This window comes from Leisingera sp. UBA4491 (genome assembly GCF_002388965.1).
In the GTDB taxonomy this organism is placed as follows: domain Bacteria; phylum Pseudomonadota; class Alphaproteobacteria; order Rhodobacterales; family Rhodobacteraceae; genus Leisingera; species Leisingera aquaemixtae.
Genome location: NZ_DGNN01000023.1, coordinates 1 through 20,242, shown reverse-complemented (window position 1 = coordinate 20,242; position 20,242 = coordinate 1). Strand labels below are relative to the sequence as shown.

Here is a 20,242-nt window from a genome sequence, read left to right as displayed (position 1 = left end):
ATCAGTCAGCAAACAGCCCCGCAGCATCAAAAACCGCCCCGCCCTGCAGCAGGGTCGCCTCAATGGCAACGCTGCTGATGCTCTCAAGCGGGATGTCCAGGATGTTTTCGCTCAAGACCACAAGATCCGCGAATTTGCCCGCCTCGATGGACCCGGTCCGGTCCGCGTGGCGCAGGGCAATAGCCGGATTGATGGTCATCGCCTCGATGGCTGCGGCAACATCCGGCAGCCCGTTGCGCTCCCGGCTGACAGCAGTTTCGATCTTGATCAGCGGATTCAGCTCATCCGCATCCCAATCGCTGGAGAGCGTAACGGTCGCCCCCGCCGCCAGCAGCGCCCCTGCGGGCAGCAGCAGGTCAGTCCGGCCGCCGATGAATTCCGCTATGAAGGCCTCATAGTCTTTGCTCACGGCGCTCGGCGCCAGCTGCAGATCGGCAATGGCCCCAAGTTCGGCGAACCGCGGGTAATCCGTCGGATCGGCAAGATAGAGATGGGTCAGCCGGTGCGGCCCGGCCTCCGGCGCGGCCTGGGCAATCGCATCCAGCGCCAGACGGGCGCCATAGTCGCCTGTCACGTGGAAATGCAGCTGGAAGCCCGCCGCCGACAAATCCCGCGCGGCCCGCATCAGCACCTCTTTCCCGAAATACAGATAGCCGTATTCCTCGCCCTCCGGCAGGCCCAGATCTGTCTCATAAGGTTGCAGCAAGGCGCCAGTCGCCTGGCTCAGGATGCCGTCGACATAAATCTTGGCCACATTAAAGCGCACCAGCCGGTCCGGGTCATTGTGGTAGAGCTTCTTGAGTTCGGAAAGTTGCCCGTCGAGCGGGCGGTCGGGGTAGATGTAGAAGGCGTTCGAGGCCCGCACAGTCAGCGCGCCAGAATCCTCGGCCCGGTCCCAGACCTCGTGATGGCCCTGGGGCCAGTAGCCGCCCGCATCGCTGATTGAGGTGATCCCGTTGGCATTCAGTTCCGCCGCTGCATTCAGCAGGCTGTCATAGGCGAAGTCCAGGTTCTCTTGGGTGGGCGGGAAGGCAAGCGTGCGCAGGTTGTGCGGCGCGTTTTCCAGCACCACCCCGTTGGGCCGGCCGCCGGCCCCGCGCAGGATGATATTGCCATTGGCGGCATCCTCAGCCGTGTCATACCCCGCCGCCTGCAGGGCCAGGGAGTTGGCCCAAGCCCCATGGCCGATGTCATCCAGGATCATCACCGGGCGGTCCGGCGACAGTGCGTCAAGCACCTCCACCGGATTGGGATGCAGCTCCAGCAGATTGACCATGTTCAACCCGGCGCCCAGCACCCAAGCGCCGGTCCCGCCCTTCCCGGCGCAGTCCCGCACCGTGGCCTTGTAGCCTGCAAGGGTATCGAAGGGTTCAAAGGGGCAAAGCACTGCGTTTACCCCGGCCTCCACCGCATGCAGGTGAATGTCCTGAAACCCCGGAAGCACCATCCGCCCGCCCAGGTCCACGATTTCAGCCCCTTCGCCCGCGGCGGCGAGGACCTCGGCCTCGCTGCCGACGGCGCTGATCTTGCCGTCTTCGCCTATGGAAAGAGCCTCAGCCCAGCTGCGCGCCTCATTGACCGTGTAGATTTCCGCATTGGTCAGCACCAGCGTTTCCGCCCATGCCGCACTGGCTGCCAAACCGGCCATACCCGCCGCAATAGTGCAGAGATGTTTCATGGCGCACCTTTCTTTTCTTTCACCTTGTCAAGTATATACCGAGGATATGCGGCTTTGGCTTTCCGCGCCGCACTGACGCTGATGGAGACCGTCGCATAGGGCCGCTCCTTGCTTGTGACCGCCAGAAGCCCTCCATCCGGGTCTGCCGCCACCGACAGGCCTTCAAAGTCAAAACCCTCAGCACCCGGATAGGTGAAATTGGACGACAGGACATAACATCCGGTTCGCACCGCCAATGCGCGGGCTCCCGCTATCCAAACATCGCTGCCAAGGTCCGGCGTCGCGCGCGGGACCAGCAGCACATCGGCTCCCGCTCGCGACAGGCGGCAAGCATGGTCCCAATCCCACAGCTCGGTGCAGATGGCAAAACCGAGCCGCACCCCGTTCCAGTCCAGCGGCACGGCTTGCTGCTTGCCCGCATCATACCAGCGGCTCTCCCAATAGCCTTCCTCTTCTGGCAGTGCTGCCTTCTCATGCGGCTCCGCGGCAATCCGGCCGTCTTGCCACAAGAAGGCACGGTTTAATGGCTGGCCGGCCGGACCCAGAACGGGCCGTGACCCTGCCAATGCCGTTCCCGCCAGCGCTCCGAGTTCATCCAAGCCGCTTTCGTGGTCACGGACGGACTGTTCCCACAGCGTGGCATCGCGCTCCGGGCTGGCTGCCAGCCAAGGGCACAGCGGCATTTCCGGCAACAGTATCATATCGCTCTGCTCCGCCGCCGCATGGGCGGCCAGTGCTGCTGCCTGCGCTGCCCTGGCTTCCGGCCTTGGGTCCCAATCCGCAATGGTGATCCTCATGCCGCCGCTCCCGCCGGCGTCTGGGTGCCCGCCATCTGCAATGCGAGGTCCAGCAGCACATTCGCACCGGCCTGAACATGCTCCGGTGCCGTGTATTCCTGCTCATTGTGGCTGATGCCACCGCGGCAGGGCACGAAAATCATCGTTGCAGGCACCACTTTGGCAAGATGGAACGCATCATGCCCGGCACCGGACACCATGTCCCGGGCGGCATAGCCCCGCGCTGCGGCGCTGGCCTGCACCGCGCCGGTCAGCTGCGGGTCGAACGCCACCACAGGCGAATGCCAGATCTGCTTAAGGCTGATGCCTACGCCGTCCGCTGTCTTGTCTAGCCTGGCAATCCCCTCTGACAAGGCGTCATGCATCCGCTGCAAGGCAGCTTCATCGGGATGCCGCAAATCGACTGATAACCGGACTTGGCCGGGCATCACATTGATGGAGCCGGGCCGCGTTTCAATCACGCCGACGGTTGCGCGTGCATCCGGATCCGCCAGGCCGATCTGGTAAACCAGCTGTGTCACCGCCGCCAGATGCCGAACCGGATCACGCCGCATTGCCATGGGCATCGGCCCCGCATGGGTCTCTTCGCCGCTCAGTGCCAGGGAATACCAGCGGATCGCTTGCCCGCCGGTAACAACGCCGATGGTCTTATCTTCCTGCTCAAGAATTGGACCCTGCTCGATATGCAGTTCCAGATAGCTGCCGATGGCGCGGCTGCCCGGCTCAATACCGCCAGCATAGCCAAATCTTTCGAGTTCCTGCGCAACCGAGATGCCGGATGCGTCGGTCACCGCCAGTGTCTCGGCAAGCGAATGCACGCCGCAATGAACGCCCGAGCCCATCATGGCGGGCTGAAACCGGGCGCCTTCCTCGTTGGTCCACACCGCGATCTCCACCGGCGCTTCTGTTGCAATTGCAAAGTCTTCAAGCGTTTCCAGCACTTCCAGCCCGGCCAGCACCCCCAGCACGCCGTCGAACCGGCCGCCGTTGGGCTGCGTGTCCAGATGGCTGCCGATGACCACCGGAGGCGCCGCCGGGTTCCGGCCGGCCCGGCGTGCGAACAGATTGCCGATCTTGTCGAAAACCGCTGTGAAGTTGCGGTTCCCGCACCATGCCAGAAACAGCTCACGGCCGTCTTCGTCATCCTGGCTGAGCGCCAGCCGGTGCGAACCACCGTTCTCGGATGCTCCGATTTCAGCCAAATCCTTCAAACGGGACCAAAGCCGCGCGCCGTCCACCGAATACTCTGTCATCGAACGCTCCTGCAAATTTCCGGAAATACCCGTATGATCCACGCCCGGACAGCTTCCCGGTAGTCCCCCTTCAGTGGGACTGGCAGGCTGCCGGGCAGGGCTCCCGGGTTTTTCCGTCAGCTGACTGCAGTTCAGGAGGCAGCAGTGGCGCACTCTTTTTTGCGCCGCATCCGGCATCACCCTGCTGTTGGTCTGTCTGGGCGGTGCGCTCCTTTGGTCACCGCTACCCCATTTGGGTTAGCTGCCTTGCGGGGCGGCCTGGGATAGCATCCCATTATTTTCCACGTGTCATGTAGTGCGGTACCCGGCAGGGCAGCCGTGCTGACGCCGAAACCGGGAAAATCCTATGTGCCGCGGCCTGGATGTGCCGAGCCGTGGCAGCGTGCTGAAATCACGGAACGACAAGGCCAAAGAGGCAAGGCAGATGACCATTCTCAACCCAACGAAAATCAGCGGATCCGTGACCGCGCTTTACGCCAACAGCGATGCCGGCGACGAAAGCCTTGCCACGCGGAGGATCGACAGGAGCACTATCACCTTTGAGGGTATGGCAGAGGACCGGCACGCCGGACTCGTCGCCGAGGCTGATGTGCGGTTCCGCCGTCAATATCCGGCCGGGACTCCGATCCGAAATACACGGCAGATTACCATTCTCTCGGCTGAGGACCTGGACCATATCCGCCGCCATATGGATCTGCCCCGGTTCGATGCAGGCTGGATCGGCGCCAACATCGTGGTGGCAGGCATACCCGATTTGACCCTGCTGCCACCATCATCGCGGCTCCTTTTCAGTTCGGGCGCGGCGCTGGTCGTGGACAATGAAAACCGCCCCTGCCGGTATCCCGGAGACGAGATCGACAAGCATTATCCAGGCAAGGGCAAACGTTTCGTAAAAGCAGCCACTAACCGCCGGGGTCTTGTAACCTGGGTCGAAAGGGAGGGCGGGATCGCAACCGGGGATCAAGTCGCTTTGCATCTGCCGCCGCTTCGAGTGTACCCGCACGCCCGACAGTGCTCTTTTGAGACGTAGCTGTGCCAAGCTACACGCTATAAGCGAGAAACCAACAGCAGCAGATGAAGCTGCACGAAGGTTGCAATCTGCCACCAAGACATTGCAGGTAGTCCGGAGAATCTGCCCACACTTTTCAACCCCCGCGATATGCGCAAAGTTGCCGTTAGCTGTGCTCTATCATACGTTGATATCATTGCGGTGAGGGCAGGTAGGATACGGCGGTTGCCTGCACCCGCAATCAAAACAATTTTATAAGATAAATCAAAGTCTTATAATGCTCTGTCCGGGGCCTTCTTCGTGTTTGGGCCTTCCGCACCTGCCGCCAGACACAGGAGACCCGCCAGGTCGCCCTCCAGGGTCAGGTCCAGGCCAGTGACCTCCGCCGCAGGCGTCAGCACGATCCGCTCCACCAGCGCCCGCAGCGCCTCTTTAGCTACCTCCATGCCTTCGGCTGAGCCAAGGTTCCTGATCGGCCGGGACACTCGCTCCCGGTACGCGAGGCCCAGATCATTATCGAAAGCTGGAGAACACACTACAACACCAAACGGCCCCACAGTGCTCTGGGCTACCGCCCGCCTGCGCCAGAGGCCATCGTCCTGATGGACCAAAGGCCAACCATGCACTAACTTTCAATTTGGACCACTCAAGTGGGGCTACTTAAATTTCATGCCCGCTAAGCCTATGGCAGTGATGGCGTGGTACTGCGCTGCCACCAGAAGGCCGACTATACACTTCGTACTGCTGAGCAGCGAGGAAACGCAGGGCGTCGGCGGCGTCTTTTCTGTCCGAGATCTGCTAATTCGACAACGTGGGTAGGCGATCAATGCTTGCTTAGGTCACCCTACTGGCCAAGGCGCGTTTGATTTGTCCTGATCCCGAGGGCCCCTGAAAAGCGGCTGCTTCCGGCTGCTCAGAAAGTCGCGATTATGGAAGGGAGAAAATTCTGCGGACCTCGGGCTTGAAAAGACATGCGTTGCGCGCCTTGCGTCTGGACCAAAATGCATGTTTCCCTTAACGGCGCGAGGCCAAAGGGCTGTTTTTCATTTGACCAAACGGTTGAAACATCGTGCTGGACCCTCACTTTATGGCGGATCACTCAGACAGGAACAGACCTATGCTAAAATCCCTTACTTTCGGCGCGCTTACCGCCGCCGTGCTGGGCACCGCCGCCATCGCCGAGACTGAACAGCTGCGGGTTGGGATGTCGGGGGGCTACTTCCCGTTTACCTTTGTCAAACAGGACAAGCTGCAAGGTTTCGAAGTCGATGTGATGGACGCAGTGGGCGAAGTGGCCGGTTTGGACATCGCATATGAGACCATGACCTTTTCCGGGCTGGTCGGGGCGCTGGAATCCGGACGGATCGATACCATTGCAAACCAGATCACGATCACGCCGGAGCGCGAGGCAAAATTTGCCTTCAGTCAGCCCTATGTGATCGACGGGGCGCAAGTCGTCGTGCGCAAGGGCAATGATGAAGTCGGGTCGGTCGAAGACCTTCGCGGCCGGTCGGTTGCGGTCAACCTCGGCTCAAACTTCGAGCAGCTGCTGAACGAGCTGCCTTATGCGGAAGACATCGACATCCGCACTTACGAGAGCAATATTGCTCAGGACACCGCGCTTGGACGGGTCGATGCCTTTGTGATGGACCGCGTGTCGTCGGTCCAGCTGATCAAGGAAAGCCCGCTGCCTCTGGAACTGGCCGGGGCGCCGTTCTCCGAGATCCGCAATGCGCTGCCGTTTGCAGATACCGAAGAGGGGCGCGCGCTGCGTGACCGGATCGACGCAGCCCTGGACACGCTGCGGGCGGATGGCACGTTGACCGAAATCTCCATGAAGTGGTTCGGTTCTGACATTACAGTTGCGCAATAGAACAGACGATGCGGGCGCTCGACTTCGATTACATGCTTGGGCTTGTGCCCGTCATCCTTTCCTACGTTCCGATCACCCTGGCAATGGCCGGCGCATCCATGGTGCTTGCGCTGGCCCTTGCCTCGCTGCTGGCGGTCGAACGGGTCATCAGGGTGCCGGTGCTGGACAATCTGGTTGTTCTGTTCATCAGCTTCTTCCGCGGCACCCCGCTGCTGGTGCAGCTGTTTCTGTTCTATTTCGGCCTGCCGCAGCTGCTGCCGGCGCTTGCCAATATCAACGGCGTCACGGCCGCGATCATGGGGCTTACGCTTCATTTCGCCGCTTACATGGCCGAGAGCATCCGGGCCGCTATTGCGGGGGTCGACCGCAGCCAGTGGGAGGCGGCGCAATCTATCGGCATGACACAGGCGCAGATGATGCGCCGCATTATTCTTCCGCAGGCCGCGCGGATCGCGGCGCCGACGCTGGTGAACTACTTCATTGATATGATCAAGGGCACCTCGCTCGCCTTCACGCTTGGCGTTACCGAAATGATGGGCGCAGCCCAAAAGGAGGCGGCTGGCAGCTTCCTCTATTTCGAGGCGTTTCTGGTGGTTGCCGTCATCTACTGGATCATGGTTGAGGTGCTGAGCCAGGTGCAGGGCCGGCTGGAAACCCGTCTGAACAAGGCTTTTGCGCGATGATTTCAATCCGGGGACTGACCAAGTCGTTTCGCGGCGCGCCGGTGCTGCGCGGCATCGACCTTGATATCGAAGACGGCGAAAAGGTTGTTGTGATCGGCCCGTCCGGAACCGGGAAGTCGACGCTGCTGCGGAGCCTGAATTTTCTCGACGTGCCGGATGCGGGGCAAATAACCGTCGGCGATCTGACCGTTGATGCCGCGCGGGCGTCCAAGTCCGATATCCTGGCCTTGCGCCGCCGCACCGGGTTTGTGTTCCAGAACTACGCGCTTTTTGCCAACAAGACGGCAAAAGAGAACATCATGGAGGCGCTTGTCACCGTGCAGAAGCGCCCCCGCGCCGAGGCTGAGGAGCGCGCGCTGTCGGTGCTGCGCGAAACCGGGCTGGCCGAGAAGGCGGACAGCTATCCGGCGGCTTTGTCCGGCGGCCAGCAGCAGCGCGTGGGCATTGGCCGCGCGATGGCCTTAGGTGCCGAAGTCCTGCTGTTTGACGAGCCGACCTCGGCGCTGGACCCGGAATGGGTGGGTGAGGTGCTGGACTTGATGCGGCGGGTCGCCGAGAAAAGCCAGACTATGATCATCGTCACCCACGAAATGCAGTTCGCGCGCGAAATCGCGGACCGTGTCGTTTTCATGGACGGCGGCAAGATCGTTGAAGCCGGTCCGCCAAGTCAGATCTTTGATGCGCCCCGGGACGATCGGCTGAGGCGGTTCCTGAAACGGGTCGGCCGCGAGCAAGGGGCCGGATAAAGGCCGAAGGGGCATCGGTGCCTGAACGGCCTTCAAATATTACCCGGCTGCATCCCCGCAGGCCCTGACCAAAATGCCTTTGCAGGAAAAACGCGCCCTGACCCCAGGCGCGATAATGTCTTGCACTGCGGAGCCGCCGCAGACCAAGGTGGCGAAACCATGCTGGGTGAGGGAGTGCATGAATGGGGCGGGACCGGCGCCGGGTTGCGATCGTTGGATTCGGGCCGCGCGGCCTGGCAGCGCTGGAGGCGCTGGTGTGCCGTGCCTCCGGGGCAGGCGCAGCCTTGGCGGTGGATGTCTTCGAGCCGTCAAGCTGGCCTGCGTCGGGTCCAAGCTTCAGTCCCGGCGAAAGTGAAACCTGCCTGCTGAACCTGCCGGTGCGCAGTATAGATCTGCCGCCGCCGCCATTCGCGCGCGAGGGGGAAGGCAGTTTTGCCGATTGGATGGGCCTAACCGGCGGCGATGGCGAGGCGTATCTGCCGCGGGCCAGGCTTGGCGCCTATCTGAACGCCCGGTTCGAGACGCTTCTTGCGCAGTTGCCAGGCCACATAACCGTGACCCGGCGCGCAGTGCGGGTGACTGAGGCCCGGCGCGGCGGGGAGGGCTGGCACCTGTATGCGCAAGGCGTGGCTCATGGCCCGTACGGCCATGTGCTGCTGTCGCTTGGCCAGCCTGAAACTGCCAGCGATGATCAGCTCTGCCGCTGGCAGGATCACGCGGACCGCCATTCTTTGCCCTTGAGGCCTGCCTATCCGGGAAAAGGGCTGATAGATGCGGCCGAGGACTGGGCGGGCCGGGTGGTCGGCATACGCGGCATGGCGCTGTCGGCGCTTGATGTGGTCCGCATGCTGACGTTGGGACTGGGGGGCAGGTTCGCAGGCAGCAGTTACATCGCGTCGGGACGGGAACCGGCCAGGATCGTGCCGTTCTCGCTGGATGGGCACGCACCCGCCCCGAAACCTCTGAATGCAAAGCTGGATGCGCGGTTTGATCCCTCGCAAGAGGAAAGCGCGGCCTTCGAAGAGGCCTTGCGTGCCGGCTTGTCTGAGCAGCCCGGGTCCGGACTGGAGCCGGTGCGCGGCGTGCTTGAAAGCGCGGCACTGCGCGTCATCCGCGCAGGTGGAGGCGCGGTTCAGCCTGACGAGGTGCGCGAGTGGCTGGAGCTGGAAAGCGAACGCCCCGGCAGCCAGGAGCAGCGGGGAACGCTGGACGCCCTGCGCGCGGGAATCTCCCAGGCCGAGGGGCGGGAGCCGCCCGCCGTCGGTTATACGATCGGCCAGCTTTGGCGGAAATGGCAGCCGCTGCTGCGCCACGTGTTTGACAGCGCTTCTGTGTCTGCCGCCACGGCGCAGGAATTTGTGAGTTTCGACGACGGGCTCAAGCGTTACTCCTATGGTGCGCCGGTGGAAACCGCCCGTCAGTTGCGGATCTTGATCGAAACCGGGCTGGTGGATCCGCGTGCCGCGGACGATCCCGATATCACGCTTACCCCGCGGGGCTGGAAGCTGCACAGCGGCGGGCATACGGTCACCGCCAGTGTCATGATTGACGCTGTGCTGCCCCAGCCTGCGCTGGCCCCCGTCACGGAACCGCTGGTGGCCGGGCTGCGGCAGGACCTGTCGCTGAAACCCTTGGGTGACGGTTTGGGCGCGCGCTGTGCCCCCGATGCTGCGCTGATCGCGGCAGACGGGGTGCGGGTGGCCGGGCTCGCGCTGGTGGGCCGTCTGGCGAACGGCAGCGCTATCGCCACGGATTCGATTCATGACTGTTTCGGCAGCATCCCTGACCGATGGGCGCAGAGCGTGCTTTCGGCGCTTCCGGCCCAGGGGGCATCCCCGTCCTGATCTCCGGTCCAGATGCAGACGGCGGCCGCGGTGTTTTAGCAGGTCTGCCAGCGGGCGCCGCGCTGCCGTCAGGGCAACGGATTGCGCTGCCGGGTATTGAAGTCCGGAGGAATTGGTTGGATAAGTTCCGGGCAATTTGAGATGGATTTTCAATAAGGGGGCAGTGCCTCTGTGTGCTGTGGCCCTGGCGCGTATTCCCGTGCCGGGCAAGGCGCGCTGGTGTCTCCTGTATTCTGATCTGCAGTTTTCATGCCCGTTTGGGCCGCATTTTTTTGGAGCTGTTCCTTGAATAACAACGTCGACCCATACCCGTTATCATACCTGACCGCGGAGCCAGCCGCTGACGGGCTGCATCGGCTGGAGATGGCGGTGCAGCGGGCCGGCGAGGGCCTGACCCGATGGCAGGCCGGGTGCCTGGAGCAGGTCAGCGGCGTGTCTTTGGCTGGTGCCGAGATTACCCTGCTGCTGCTGATCGGCAGTGGCAGGCGGCCAAAATCCATCAAGGAGCTGGCGCGTGCAACCAACCGTGTGGATATCCCGAATATCCAGTATTCCTTGCGCAAGCTGGCGTCGGCAGGACTGACCCGCAAACAGGGGGCTGGCCGTTCGGGGGTGACCTACAGCCTGACTGACGAAGGCTGCCATCTGGCCGGTAAGCTGAACACTCTTCGTGAACGCCTGCTGACGCAGGCTATTGAGGGGCATTCTGAATTGGCCGGGCGGTTGCGGGGAGCTGCCGATGTGCTGGAAGAACTGGTTGAACTGTACGGCGCAGCAGCGCAGCAGACAGAAGCGCCGAGCAAGGACTGACAGGGCGGCGAACCCATTGCAGCGGCTTGCGGCGGCGGCGTAAGGTGCTGCCATGATCGAACTCAAAGACCTTCAGCTGCTCACCGCATTGGCGCGGCATCAGCATTTTGCCAAGGCCGCCGCCGACTGCGGCATGTCGCAGCCGGCCTTCTCCATGCGGATCCGCAATCTGGAGGAGCGGCTGGGCCTGTCCATCGTGCGCCGTGCCAACCGTTTTCAGGGGCTGACCGAAGAGGGCTTGATGATCGTGCGCCGGGGGCGTTCGATTCTGGATGATGCAAAGGCGCTGGAACAGGAGATCGCCGCGTCGCGCGGCGAAGTGACCGGCACGCTGGTGCTTGGGGTGGTGCCCACTGCCACCGCCTGGGCGGCGCAGCTGGTGGATCAGGTGCATCAGGCCTATCCGCGGATTCTGGCCCGGGTGGAGGTGACCACCTCGTTGGCTATCCAGCAGCGCCTTTATGATGGTACAATTGACGCAGGTATTACCTACGCCGAGAGCCTGGGTCAGGACCTGGTGACAGTGCAGCCGCTGTATGACGAAAGCTATGTGCTGCTGGCGCCCGAAGAGATGGTGGCGGGCCGCGGCGACACGATAAGCTGGGCCGAGGCCGCTGATTTGCCGCTGAGCTTACTGGACCAGCAGATGCAGAACCGCCGCATTCTGGACCGCATCTTTGCCGATCTGGACCTGAGGCCGGAAATCGTGTCCGAGTCCAACGGTTTTATGGCGTCGATGGTGCTGGCGCGCGAAGGGTCGGCGGCAACGATTCTGCCGCGGGCGCTGATGCAGGCCCTGGGAGAGCTGGGGGGAACCCGGGTTCTTGGGCTGACCGCGCCGGAACAATCGCGGCCGATCTGCATTGCAACGCTGGACCGGACCCCGGAATTGACCACGGTCCGGGCGCTGAAAGAGGTTGTTGCGACGTTTGTGGACGATGGGATGCCGCAAATGGCGTGATAATTTATACTTATTGTGCAATCGGTTTTCTAGATTTGACGATATTCATTCTTGATGGCATTTCGGAATGAAATACGTGCTGACTGGAGGACCCCATGGCACCATTGGATGATAGCAAGGGCGTATGGAAGTCCGGCCGCGGCAAGGGGCGCAAGACGCCCAAAGGCCGCCAGGTCGACGACATCGCGCTGAGCGAGGTTCAGGACCTGCTGGGGGACCGCCCGCGCAACCGTGACCTAATGATCGAGTTCCTGCACCTGATCCAGGACAAATACGGCCATCTGAGCGCCGCGCACATCCGGGCGCTGGCTGAGGAGATGCGCACCGGTCAGGCAGAGATCTACGAGGTGGCCAGCTTCTATGCCCATTTCGATGTGGTGAAGGAGGGTGAGGCCCCGCCGCCGGCACTGACCATCCGGGTGTGTGACTCGCTGTCCTGTGAGTTGGCGGGGGCACAGCAGCTGCAGAAGGCGCTGGAAGATGGGCTGGATGCCTCTCAGGTCCGCGTGCTGCGCGCACCCTGCATGGGCCGCTGCGACACTGCGCCGGTTCTGGAAATCGGCCACAACCACATCGACCACGCCACCGTGGAAAAGGTCGAGGCAGCGATTGCTGCCGATGACACCCACGCCCATATCCCGGAGTATGAAACCTTCGCCGCTTATGAGGCGGATGGCGGCTATGCCACGCTGAAAGGCCTGCGCGCGAATGGCGACTGGGAAGCGGTTCAGGCGAAGGTCAAAGAAGCCGGTCTGCGCGGTCTGGGCGGCGCTGGCTTCCCGTCCGGCACCAAATGGGGTTTTGTGCGCGCCAACGAAGGTCCGCGTTACTTGGCCGTGAATGGCGACGAGGGCGAGCCCGGCACTTTCAAAGACCGCTACTACCTAGAGCGCACTCCGCATGTCTTCCTCGAAGGCATGCTGATTGCCGCCTGGGCGGTCGAGGCCGAGAAAGCCTTTATCTACATGCGCGATGAATATCCGGCGGTGCTGGAAATCCTGCGCCGTGAGATCAAGGCGCTGGAAGAGGCCGGCATTGTCGAGGCAGGTTACATCGACCTGCGCCGCGGGGCAGGGGCCTATATCTGCGGTGAAGAAAGCGCGATGATCGAGTCGATCGAGGGCAAGCGCGGCGAGCCGCGCCACCGTCCGCCGTTTGTGGCACAGGTGGGTGTCTTCGGGCGTCCGACCCTCGTCCACAACGTGGAAACCCTCTACTGGGTCGCCAAGATCTGCCGCGAAGGGCCTGAGTGCCTGAATTCGGTTGAGAAGAACGGCCGCAAGGGCTTGCGCAGCTACTCGGTCTCGGGCCGCGTGAAGAACCCGGGCGTGCATCTGCTGCCCGCCGGCTCCACAATCACCGACATTATTGAGGCCTGCGGCGGTATGCTGGATGGCCACGCCTTCAAGGCTTACCAGCCGGGCGGCCCCTCCTCGGGCCTGCTGCCTGCATCGATGAATGATATCCCGCTCGACTTCGACACGCTGCAGCCGCATGGCACCTTCATCGGCTCCGCTGCTGTGGTGGTGCTGTCCGATCAGGACTCGGCCCGCGATGCGGCGCTGAACATGCTTCGCTTTTTCGAGGATGAAAGCTGCGGTCAGTGCACCCCTTGCCGGGTGGGATGCGAGAAAGCCGTCAAGCTGATGAGCGAGAAGAAGTGGGATCAGGGCCTGCTGGAAGAGCTGAGCACCGCGATGGTCGACGCTTCGATCTGCGGTCTGGGCCAGGCTGCGCCGAACCCGATCCGCCTGACCATGAAACATTTTCCGGATGAGGTCTGAGCCATGAGCGATAACGTCACATTCACACTCGATGGCGAACAGGTCACGGCGGAAAAGGGCCTGACCATCTGGGAAGTCGCCAACGGCCGCGGGCTGAAGATCCCGCATCTGTGCCACAAGCCGCAGCCGGGCTACCGCCCGGACGGCAACTGCCGCGCCTGCATGGTGGAGATCGAAGGCGAGCGCACGCTGGCCGCCTCCTGCATTCGCGAACCCGCCGAGGGCATGGTTGTAACCACCAACAACGCGCGCGCCGAAAACGCTCGCAAGATGGTGATGGAACTGCTGGTCGCCGACCAGCCCAAGCGGGAAGAGGCGCACGACAAATCCTCCCACATGTGGGATATGGCAGAGCTGAACGGCGTTACTGAGAGCCGCTTCCCCAAGCTGGAAGAGGGCCGCATCCCGCTGCTGGACGACAGCCATGTCGCCATGAAGGTGAATCTGGACGCCTGCATCTCCTGCGGCCTGTGCGTGCGGGCCTGCCGTGAAGTGCAGGTGAACGACGTGATCGGCATGGCCGGGCGCGGCCACAATGCCTTCCCGACTTTTGATATTGCTGACCCCATGGGCCAATCCACCTGTGTGGCCTGCGGCGAATGTGTTCAGGCCTGCCCGACCGGCGCGCTGATGCCCGCCACCGTCATGGATGAAAACCAGGTTGGCGACAGCAAGGATTACGATTCCGAAACCGAAAGCGTTTGCCCGTTCTGCGGTGTCGGCTGCAAGGTCAGCCTCAAGGTCAAGGACGGCAAGGTCAAATACGTCGACGGTATCAACGGCCCGGCGAACGAAGGCCGCCTGTGCGTCAAGGGCCGGTTTGGCTTTGACTACATCCACCACCCGCACCGCCTGACCAAGCCGCTGATCCGCCGCGACGACGCGCCTGCAAAAGGCCTGAACGTCGATCCGGGCAATCTCTCGACCCATTTCCGCGAAGCATCCTGGGAAGAGGCGATGGATCTGGCCGCCAAGGGCCTGATGCGCCTGCGCGATGAGAGCCCGAAATCGGTTGCGGGCTTCGGCTCGGCGAAATGCACCAACGAAGAGGCCTATCTCTTCCAGAAGTTCATCCGCCAGGGTTTCAAGCACAACAACGTCGACCACTGCACCCGCCTGTGCCACGCGTCGTCCGTTGCGGCGTTGATCGAAAACGTTGGCTCCGGTGCGGTGACCGCGACCTTCAACGAGATCGAAAACGCCGATGTAGCAATCGTGATCGGCTCTAACCCGATCGAGAACCACCCGGTGGCGGCGACCTATTTCAAGCAGTTCACCAAGCGCGGCGGCAAGCTGATCGTGATGGACCCGCGGGGCGTCGGCCTGCGCCGGTTTGCAACCGAGATGGTACAGTTCCGCCCTGGCGCGGATGTGTCGATGCTGAACGCGATCATGAACGTGATCGTCGAGGAAGAGCTCTACGACAGCCAATACATCCACCGCTGGACCGAGAACTGGGAGGCTGAAAAAGAGCATCTGAAGCAGTTCACGCCCGAGAAGATGTCGGAAATCTGCGGCATCAGCCCCGATCAGCTGCGCCGCGTTGCACGGATCTTTGCCGGTGGGAATGCGGGGCTGATCTTCTGGGGCATGGGGATATCCCAGCACATCCACGGGACGGATAACTCGCGCTGCCTGATCAGCCTCGCACTGATGACCGGCAATGTGGGTAAACCGGGCGCGGGCCTGCATCCGCTGCGCGGCCAGAACAATGTGCAGGGCGCGTCTGATGCGGGCCTCATTCCAATGTTCCTGCCCGATTATCAGACCGTGACCTCGGACGACGTGCGCAAGAGCTTCACCGATGTCTGGGGCGGCGGCGATTTCTCGAACGAGAAGGGCCTGACTGTGACCGAGATCGTGGACGAGGCTTATGCCGGCAACATCAAGGGCATGTACATCCAGGGCGAAAACCCGGCGATGTCCGACCCGGATGCCGACCACGCGCGCGACGCCTTTGCCAAGCTGGAGCTGATGATCGTTCAGGACATCTTCCTGACCGAGACGGCGAACTATGCCGACATTATCCTGCCGGCCTCGGCGCTCTATGAGAAGAACGGCACCGTGTCGAACACCAACCGCCAGGTGCAGCGCGTGCGGCCTGCGGTTCCGCCGCCGGGTGAGGCGCGGGAGGACTGGCAGGTCACTGTCGAACTGGCGCAGCGCATCGGCCTGCCCTGGGACTACAAGGATGTCAGCGAAGTCTTTGCCGAAATGAAGCTGAACATGAAGTCCTTGGACAACATCACTTGGGAACGTCTGGAAACCGAAACCATCACCTATCCGTCGCTGCATGAGACCGACCCCGGTCAGGCGATTGTGTTCGGTGACGGCTTCCCGCGCCCTGATGGCCGCGCCCGCTTTACCCCGGCATCGGTCATTCCGCCGGATGAGGCGCCGGATGAGGAATTCCCGATGATCATGACCACCGGCCGCCAGCTGGAGCATTGGCACACCGGGTCGATGACCCGGCGCTCCAAAGTTCTGGACGCGGTGGAGCCGGAAGCGAACTGCTCGCTCAACCCGCGCACGCTCAAGCTGATGGGCATCGAGCCGGGCGAGATGATCCGCCTGTCGACCCGCCGCGGCTCGATCGAGATCATGGCGCGGGCCGACCGGGCGATTGCCGAGGACATGGTGTTTGTGCCCTTTGCCTATGTCGAGGCGGCGGCCAACATCCTGACCAACCCCGCGCTGGACCCCTATGGCAAGATCCCCGAGTTCAAGTTCTCGGCGGTGCGGGTCGAGAAGATCGAAGGGCAGATCGCGGCCGAGTAAACTGGCACAACCGTTTGAGGAAACAGGGCGGGCGCGGAACCAAGGGTTCCGCGCCCGTTTTTCTCTGGTGGCGCCGGGCTGGCGCCCGGCGCGGCATCGCACTTCAGAACGGGGTGCCTGACCGCGAATGCCGTAACACTGTTCCGCTTCGGGCTTTGCCCGAAACGGCCCGCGCCGCGCCTTGCACGCGCGGCGCACGGCCCAACCGGCGAGCGGGCATCTACGACGCCTGCCGGCTGGCGGGAGTGTTTCTGTCAGGGGCGGTGCTGGGTGCCTAAAGTCAGGCAGGGGTCAACGGTGCCGGGCCAGGAACCGGTCGAGATCCCGCTGGGCGGGACGGGTGCCGGTGAAGACTTCTATCCAGCCGGGCATCAGTGAAATCCGGTATTCCGTGCTCTCGTGCACCTGCATCGATATATAGCCGATCTGAGTGTAGATCATGGCCCGGGCCCGGATCAGTGCATCTGCCTCCGGATACCCAAAGCGCACGAACATTTCTGTCATGGCTTTCTCGCGCCGGGCATCGGCCATGTCCAACCGTTCCTGCAGGCGGCTGTCATTGCGCCCCCAGTTGCGGATCGCCAGATCCAGGCGGGCATCAAACAGCTTTGGGTCAAGCCAGCAGTCGAACAGGTTGAAAAGCGCCTCGGCAATGCTCTCGGCATAGGCTTCGGTCCGGGCAACCAGATTGCCGGTGTTCTTCTCCTCCCAGCGGCGGATCATCGCTTCCAGCAGGGCCTCGCGGTCTTTGAAGTGCCAGTAGAAGCTGGTGCGCGACACCCCCAGCCGCTTGGCCAGCGGCATCACCTTCACCGCCTCCACACCGCTTTCGGTCAGCACGTCATAGGCGGCGGACAGCCAGTCTTCTTCGCTTAGTCGCGGGCGGGAGATGTCCTGTGTGGTCATGCCCCAAGCCTTAGCAGCCGCACCGGGCGGGGGCAACTTTTCCAGACAGGTGTGAATGTTTAATTGACACATGTGTCAGGCTGGTGTCGGATGGCACCCAGCCACGTTACCGTTCCAGGAGAGGCAGGCAATGTCCAAGGACCCGCTGCTGCAGCCGTACCAGCTCAAGCATCTGACGCTGCGCAACCGGATCATGACCACCAGCCATGAGCCGGCCTATCCCGAAGACGGGATGCCCAAGGCGCGCTATGCAGCCTACCATGCCGAGCGCGCCAAGGCGGGGGTGGCGCTGACCATGACCGCAGGATCCGCTGCGGTCAGCCGTGACAGTCCGCCAGTGTTCAACAACATTCTGGCGTACAAGGACGAAGTGGTCCCCTGGATCCGCAACCTGACGGATCAGGTGCATGAACATGGCGCAGCGGTGATGATCCAGCTGACCCACCTGGGCCGGCGCACCGGCTGGAACAAGGGGGACTGGCTGCCGTCCGTCAGCTCCTCCCGGCACCGGGAGCCGGCGCATCGGTCCTTTCCCAAGCTGGCGGAAGATTGGGACATTGCCCGCATCATCTCCGACTTCGCCGACACGGCGGAGCGGATGAAAGAGGGGGGCATGGATGGTATCGAGCTGCAGGTCTATGGTCACCTGCTGGATCAGTTCTGGTCGCCGCTGACCAATGATCTCGACGGGCCTTATGGCGGCCAGTCTCTGGACAGCCGGATGCGCATGCCGCTCGACGTGCTGCGCGCGGTCCGGGACAGGGTTGGGGAGGATTTCATCGTCGGCTTGCGGTACACTGCGGATGAGGCGCAGGCGGGCGGGATCACTCCTGAAGAGGGGATCGAAATCTCCAGGCGTCTGACGGACAGCGGCATGGTGGATTTCCTCAATGTGATCCGCGGCCGCATCCACACCGATCCCGCGATGACTGACGTGATTCCGGTGCAGGGCATGAAATCGGCACCGCATCTGGATTTTGCAGGTGAGGTGAAGAAGGCCACCGGTATGCCGACATTCCACGCTGCCCGCATCCCGGATGTGGCGACCGCCCGCCATGCGGTGGCCAGCGGATTGCTGGACATGGTCGGCATGACCCGCGCCCATATGGCGGATCCGCATGTTGTCAGGAAAATCATCGAGGGGCGCGAAGACGACATCCGCCCCTGCGTCGGCGCCACCTACTGTCTGGACAGGATCTACCAGGCAGGGGAGGCCCTTTGCATCCACAACGCCGCCACCGGGCGCGAACTCACAATGCCCCACGAAATCCCCGCGGCAGCGACACATAAGAAGGTGGTGATTATCGGGGCCGGCCCAGGCGGGCTGGAGGCGGCGCGCGTCGCCGCAGAGCGGGGCCATGATGTGACCGTCTTTGAGGCAGCCGCTGAGCCGGGCGGTCAGGTCCGCCTGACGGGACAGAACCCGCGCCGGGCTGAAATGATCGGCATTATCGATTGGCGCATGGCGCAATGCGCGGCCCGGGATGTGGCGTTCCGCTTCAATACCTGGGCTGAGGCGGAGGATGTGATGGCCCTGGACCCGGATGTCGTGATCGTGGCGACTGGCGGGATGCCAAACATGATGCTGCATGAAACCCGGTCGGACCTGCCGCATGCGGTGTCCAGCTGGGACATCATTTCGGGCGATGTAAAACCTGCCGGGCATGTTCTGGTCTATGATGAAAGCGGCGATCATCCGGGGCTGATGGCGGCAGAAACCGCGGCTGGGGCAGGAGCCCGGGTGGAGGTCATGACACCTGACCGGACCTTTGCGCCGGACATCATGGGCATGAACCTCGTGCCCTATATGCGGGCGCTGCAGGACAAGGACGTGAGGTTCACTGTTGCCCGCCGCCTGCTGGGCATCAGCCGCAGCGGCAACCGGCTGACCGCCGCCATCGGCACCGACTACAGCGGCCACACTTATTGTGCGGAGTATGATCAGGTGGTGGTCAATTATGGCACGCTGCCGCTGGACAGCCTGTACTTTGCGCTGAAGGAGCGGGCATCCAACCGCGGCGAGGTCGACCACGATGCCCTGATTGCGGGCCGCCCGCAGGCAGTCACGTCCAACCCGGCGGGCCGGTTCCAGCTGTTCCGGATCGGTGATGCAGTTTCTGCGCGCAATACCCATGCGGCGATCTATGACGCGCTGCGGCTTGTGAAGGACATCTGACATGCGCCTGGGGTTTCTGGGGTGCGGCGCTATCGCTTCTGCAGTGGTGCGGGGGCTTGCCGGCAAGGGGCACCGGATCACGGTGTCAGAGCGCAGCCGGGCCCGGTCAGCAGCATTGGCTGCGGAATTCGGCGACGTCACCGCTGCCGCCAACCAGGCGGTGGCCGATGCCAGCGACGTCGTGTTCCTGGGCCTGATGGCAGAGGCGGCTGAAGGCATCCTGTCCGGGCTGGTATTCCGCGAAGATCAGCAGGTGATCTCCTTCATGGCCGGTGCTGGTTTGGCCCGGGTCGCAGAACTGGCGGCACCGGCGCGCGCAGCGGCTGTGATGATGCCCTTTCCGGGGATTGCACAGGGCGGCTCTCCTATCATGGCGCTGGGAGACACTGGCCTGGTTGCGCGCATCTTTGGCCCTTCGAACACGGTATTTGCCTTGAGGGACGAGGCGGAGCTGAATGCCTACCTGTGTGCCCAGGCTGTGTTGTCGCCGGTTGCGCGCATGGTGAATGACGCCGCCGGCTGGCTGGGAGGCCGGGTCGAAGACCGGCAGCAAGGTGAAGCCTTTTTGCGCATGCTGATCACAAGCAGCCTGCAACAGACTGCCTGTACAGACCTGATTGAGGCGTTGAATACGCCTGGCGGCTACAATCAGCGCCTGCGCCTCCATATGGAGGATGCGGGCATGGGGCGGGATCTCGTTGCGGGGTTGGACATGCTTGAGGGCGGCAAGCCGTGACGTGATCAGGCGGCGTTTTGGCTGCCCTTTTTGTTTTCGGCTGTGCGCTGTTTGTCCTTTGGCCGGTTTGGCCCGGGCGATTCCGGGCGGGCGGAGGGGGTTTGGGGGTGTTTGGTGCGATTCCGGGGTGGTGAGTCTGTGGATAAGGGGCGCCGAGTCTGTGGGTAAGTGGCGCGGGGGGCTTTTCCGGGGTGTTCGGGGTGGTTTG

At 62.8% G+C, this 20,242-nt stretch carries 16 protein-coding genes and 2 pseudogenes; 13 read left to right on the top strand and 5 right to left on the bottom strand.

What is annotated here, in order from left to right; genetic code table 11:
- Position 1: 1 nt before the first annotated feature.
- The 3 genes from B2P87_RS12535 to B2P87_RS12525 are packed head-to-tail and all read right to left on the bottom strand — an operon-like array spanning position 2 to position 3,728.
- On the bottom strand, positions 2-1,678 hold the full coding sequence (locus B2P87_RS12535) for an amidohydrolase (RefSeq protein ID WP_141891499.1): 1,677 nt from the start codon (positions 1,676-1,678) through the stop codon (positions 2-4).
- The gene (locus B2P87_RS12530; protein WP_141891498.1) at positions 1,675-2,475 is read right to left on the bottom strand and encodes a carbon-nitrogen hydrolase family protein; all 801 of its coding nucleotides are present in this window, start codon (positions 2,473-2,475) and stop codon (positions 1,675-1,677) included. Before B2P87_RS12530 ends, B2P87_RS12535 begins: the two co-directional genes overlap by 4 nt.
- Positions 2,472-3,728, bottom strand: coding sequence for a Zn-dependent hydrolase (locus B2P87_RS12525; protein ID WP_141891497.1), 1,257 nt, complete (start codon positions 3,726-3,728; stop codon positions 2,472-2,474). The genes B2P87_RS12530 and B2P87_RS12525 overlap by 4 nt, the downstream gene beginning before the upstream one ends.
- 424 nt (positions 3,729-4,152) lie before the next feature.
- On the opposite strand from B2P87_RS12525, the gene B2P87_RS12520 reads away from it, so the two are divergent.
- Entirely contained in the window at positions 4,153-4,758 is a 606-nt protein-coding gene (locus tag B2P87_RS12520) for an MOSC domain-containing protein (RefSeq protein WP_286852637.1), read from the top strand.
- Positions 4,759-5,009: 251 nt separating this feature from the next.
- Here the strand turns inward: B2P87_RS12520 and B2P87_RS12515 are convergent, their stop codons facing one another.
- Positions 5,010-5,183 (bottom strand): hypothetical protein, encoded by a 174-nt coding sequence (locus tag B2P87_RS12515; RefSeq protein ID WP_167510268.1) that lies wholly within the window; start codon positions 5,181-5,183, stop codon positions 5,010-5,012.
- 54 nt (positions 5,184-5,237) lie between these two features.
- Here B2P87_RS12515 and B2P87_RS12510 point away from each other — a divergent pair.
- The 10 genes and pseudogenes from B2P87_RS12510 to fdhF form a co-directional block, all read left to right on the top strand.
- A pseudogene (locus B2P87_RS12510) lies at positions 5,238-5,366 on the top strand (integrase core domain-containing protein); the annotation flags it as partial.
- A gap of 76 nt (positions 5,367-5,442) precedes the next feature.
- A pseudogene (locus B2P87_RS12505) lies at positions 5,443-5,553 on the top strand (IS110 family transposase); the annotation flags it as partial.
- A gap of 301 nt (positions 5,554-5,854) precedes the next feature.
- Positions 5,855-6,610, top strand: coding sequence for an amino acid ABC transporter substrate-binding protein (locus B2P87_RS12500; protein WP_141891495.1), 756 nt, complete (start codon positions 5,855-5,857; stop codon positions 6,608-6,610).
- A gap of 8 nt (positions 6,611-6,618) precedes the next feature.
- A complete protein-coding gene (locus tag B2P87_RS12495) occupies positions 6,619-7,293 on the top strand; it encodes an amino acid ABC transporter permease (protein ID WP_141891494.1) in 675 nt (224 codons plus the stop codon).
- A complete protein-coding gene (locus B2P87_RS12490; RefSeq protein ID WP_058287689.1) occupies positions 7,290-8,039 on the top strand; it encodes an amino acid ABC transporter ATP-binding protein in 750 nt (249 codons plus the stop codon). Before B2P87_RS12495 ends, B2P87_RS12490 begins: the two co-directional genes overlap by 4 nt.
- A gap of 182 nt (positions 8,040-8,221) precedes the next feature.
- The gene (locus tag B2P87_RS12485; RefSeq protein WP_141891493.1) at positions 8,222-9,883 is read left to right on the top strand and encodes an FAD/NAD(P)-binding protein; all 1,662 of its coding nucleotides are present in this window, start codon (positions 8,222-8,224) and stop codon (positions 9,881-9,883) included.
- 249 nt (positions 9,884-10,132) lie between these two features.
- Positions 10,133-10,693: a winged helix DNA-binding protein gene (locus B2P87_RS12480; RefSeq protein WP_244940742.1), complete on the top strand. Its 561-nt coding sequence runs from the start codon at positions 10,133-10,135 to the stop codon at positions 10,691-10,693.
- 52 nt (positions 10,694-10,745) lie between these two features.
- On the top strand, positions 10,746-11,654 hold the full coding sequence (locus B2P87_RS12475; protein ID WP_141891492.1) for a LysR family transcriptional regulator: 909 nt from the start codon (positions 10,746-10,748) through the stop codon (positions 11,652-11,654).
- Between the two features lie 95 nt (positions 11,655-11,749).
- Positions 11,750-13,438 (top strand): NAD(P)H-dependent oxidoreductase subunit E, encoded by a 1,689-nt coding sequence (locus tag B2P87_RS12470; protein WP_141891491.1) that lies wholly within the window; start codon positions 11,750-11,752, stop codon positions 13,436-13,438.
- A gap of 3 nt (positions 13,439-13,441) precedes the next feature.
- Complete coding sequence (gene fdhF / locus B2P87_RS12465; RefSeq protein ID WP_141891490.1) at positions 13,442-16,216, top strand: formate dehydrogenase subunit alpha; 2,775 nt, start codon at positions 13,442-13,444, stop codon at positions 16,214-16,216.
- Positions 16,217-16,507: 291 nt separating this feature from the next.
- Here fdhF and B2P87_RS12460 read toward each other — a convergent pair whose 3' ends face one another.
- Positions 16,508-17,122: a TetR/AcrR family transcriptional regulator gene (locus B2P87_RS12460; RefSeq protein WP_141891489.1), complete on the bottom strand. Its 615-nt coding sequence runs from the start codon at positions 17,120-17,122 to the stop codon at positions 16,508-16,510.
- Positions 17,123-17,252: 130 nt separating this feature from the next.
- Here B2P87_RS12460 and B2P87_RS12455 point away from each other — a divergent pair, with 130 nt between their 5' ends.
- Together B2P87_RS12455 and B2P87_RS12450 are read left to right on the top strand one after the other, a co-directional pair.
- Positions 17,253-19,298, top strand: a complete 2,046-nt coding sequence (locus B2P87_RS12455; protein WP_141891488.1) for an NADH:flavin oxidoreductase — start codon at positions 17,253-17,255, stop codon at positions 19,296-19,298.
- A 1-nt stretch (position 19,299) separates the two neighbouring features.
- On the top strand, positions 19,300-20,034 hold the full coding sequence (locus B2P87_RS12450) for an NAD(P)-binding domain-containing protein (protein ID WP_141891487.1): 735 nt from the start codon (positions 19,300-19,302) through the stop codon (positions 20,032-20,034).
- Positions 20,035-20,242 lie beyond the last annotated feature (208 nt).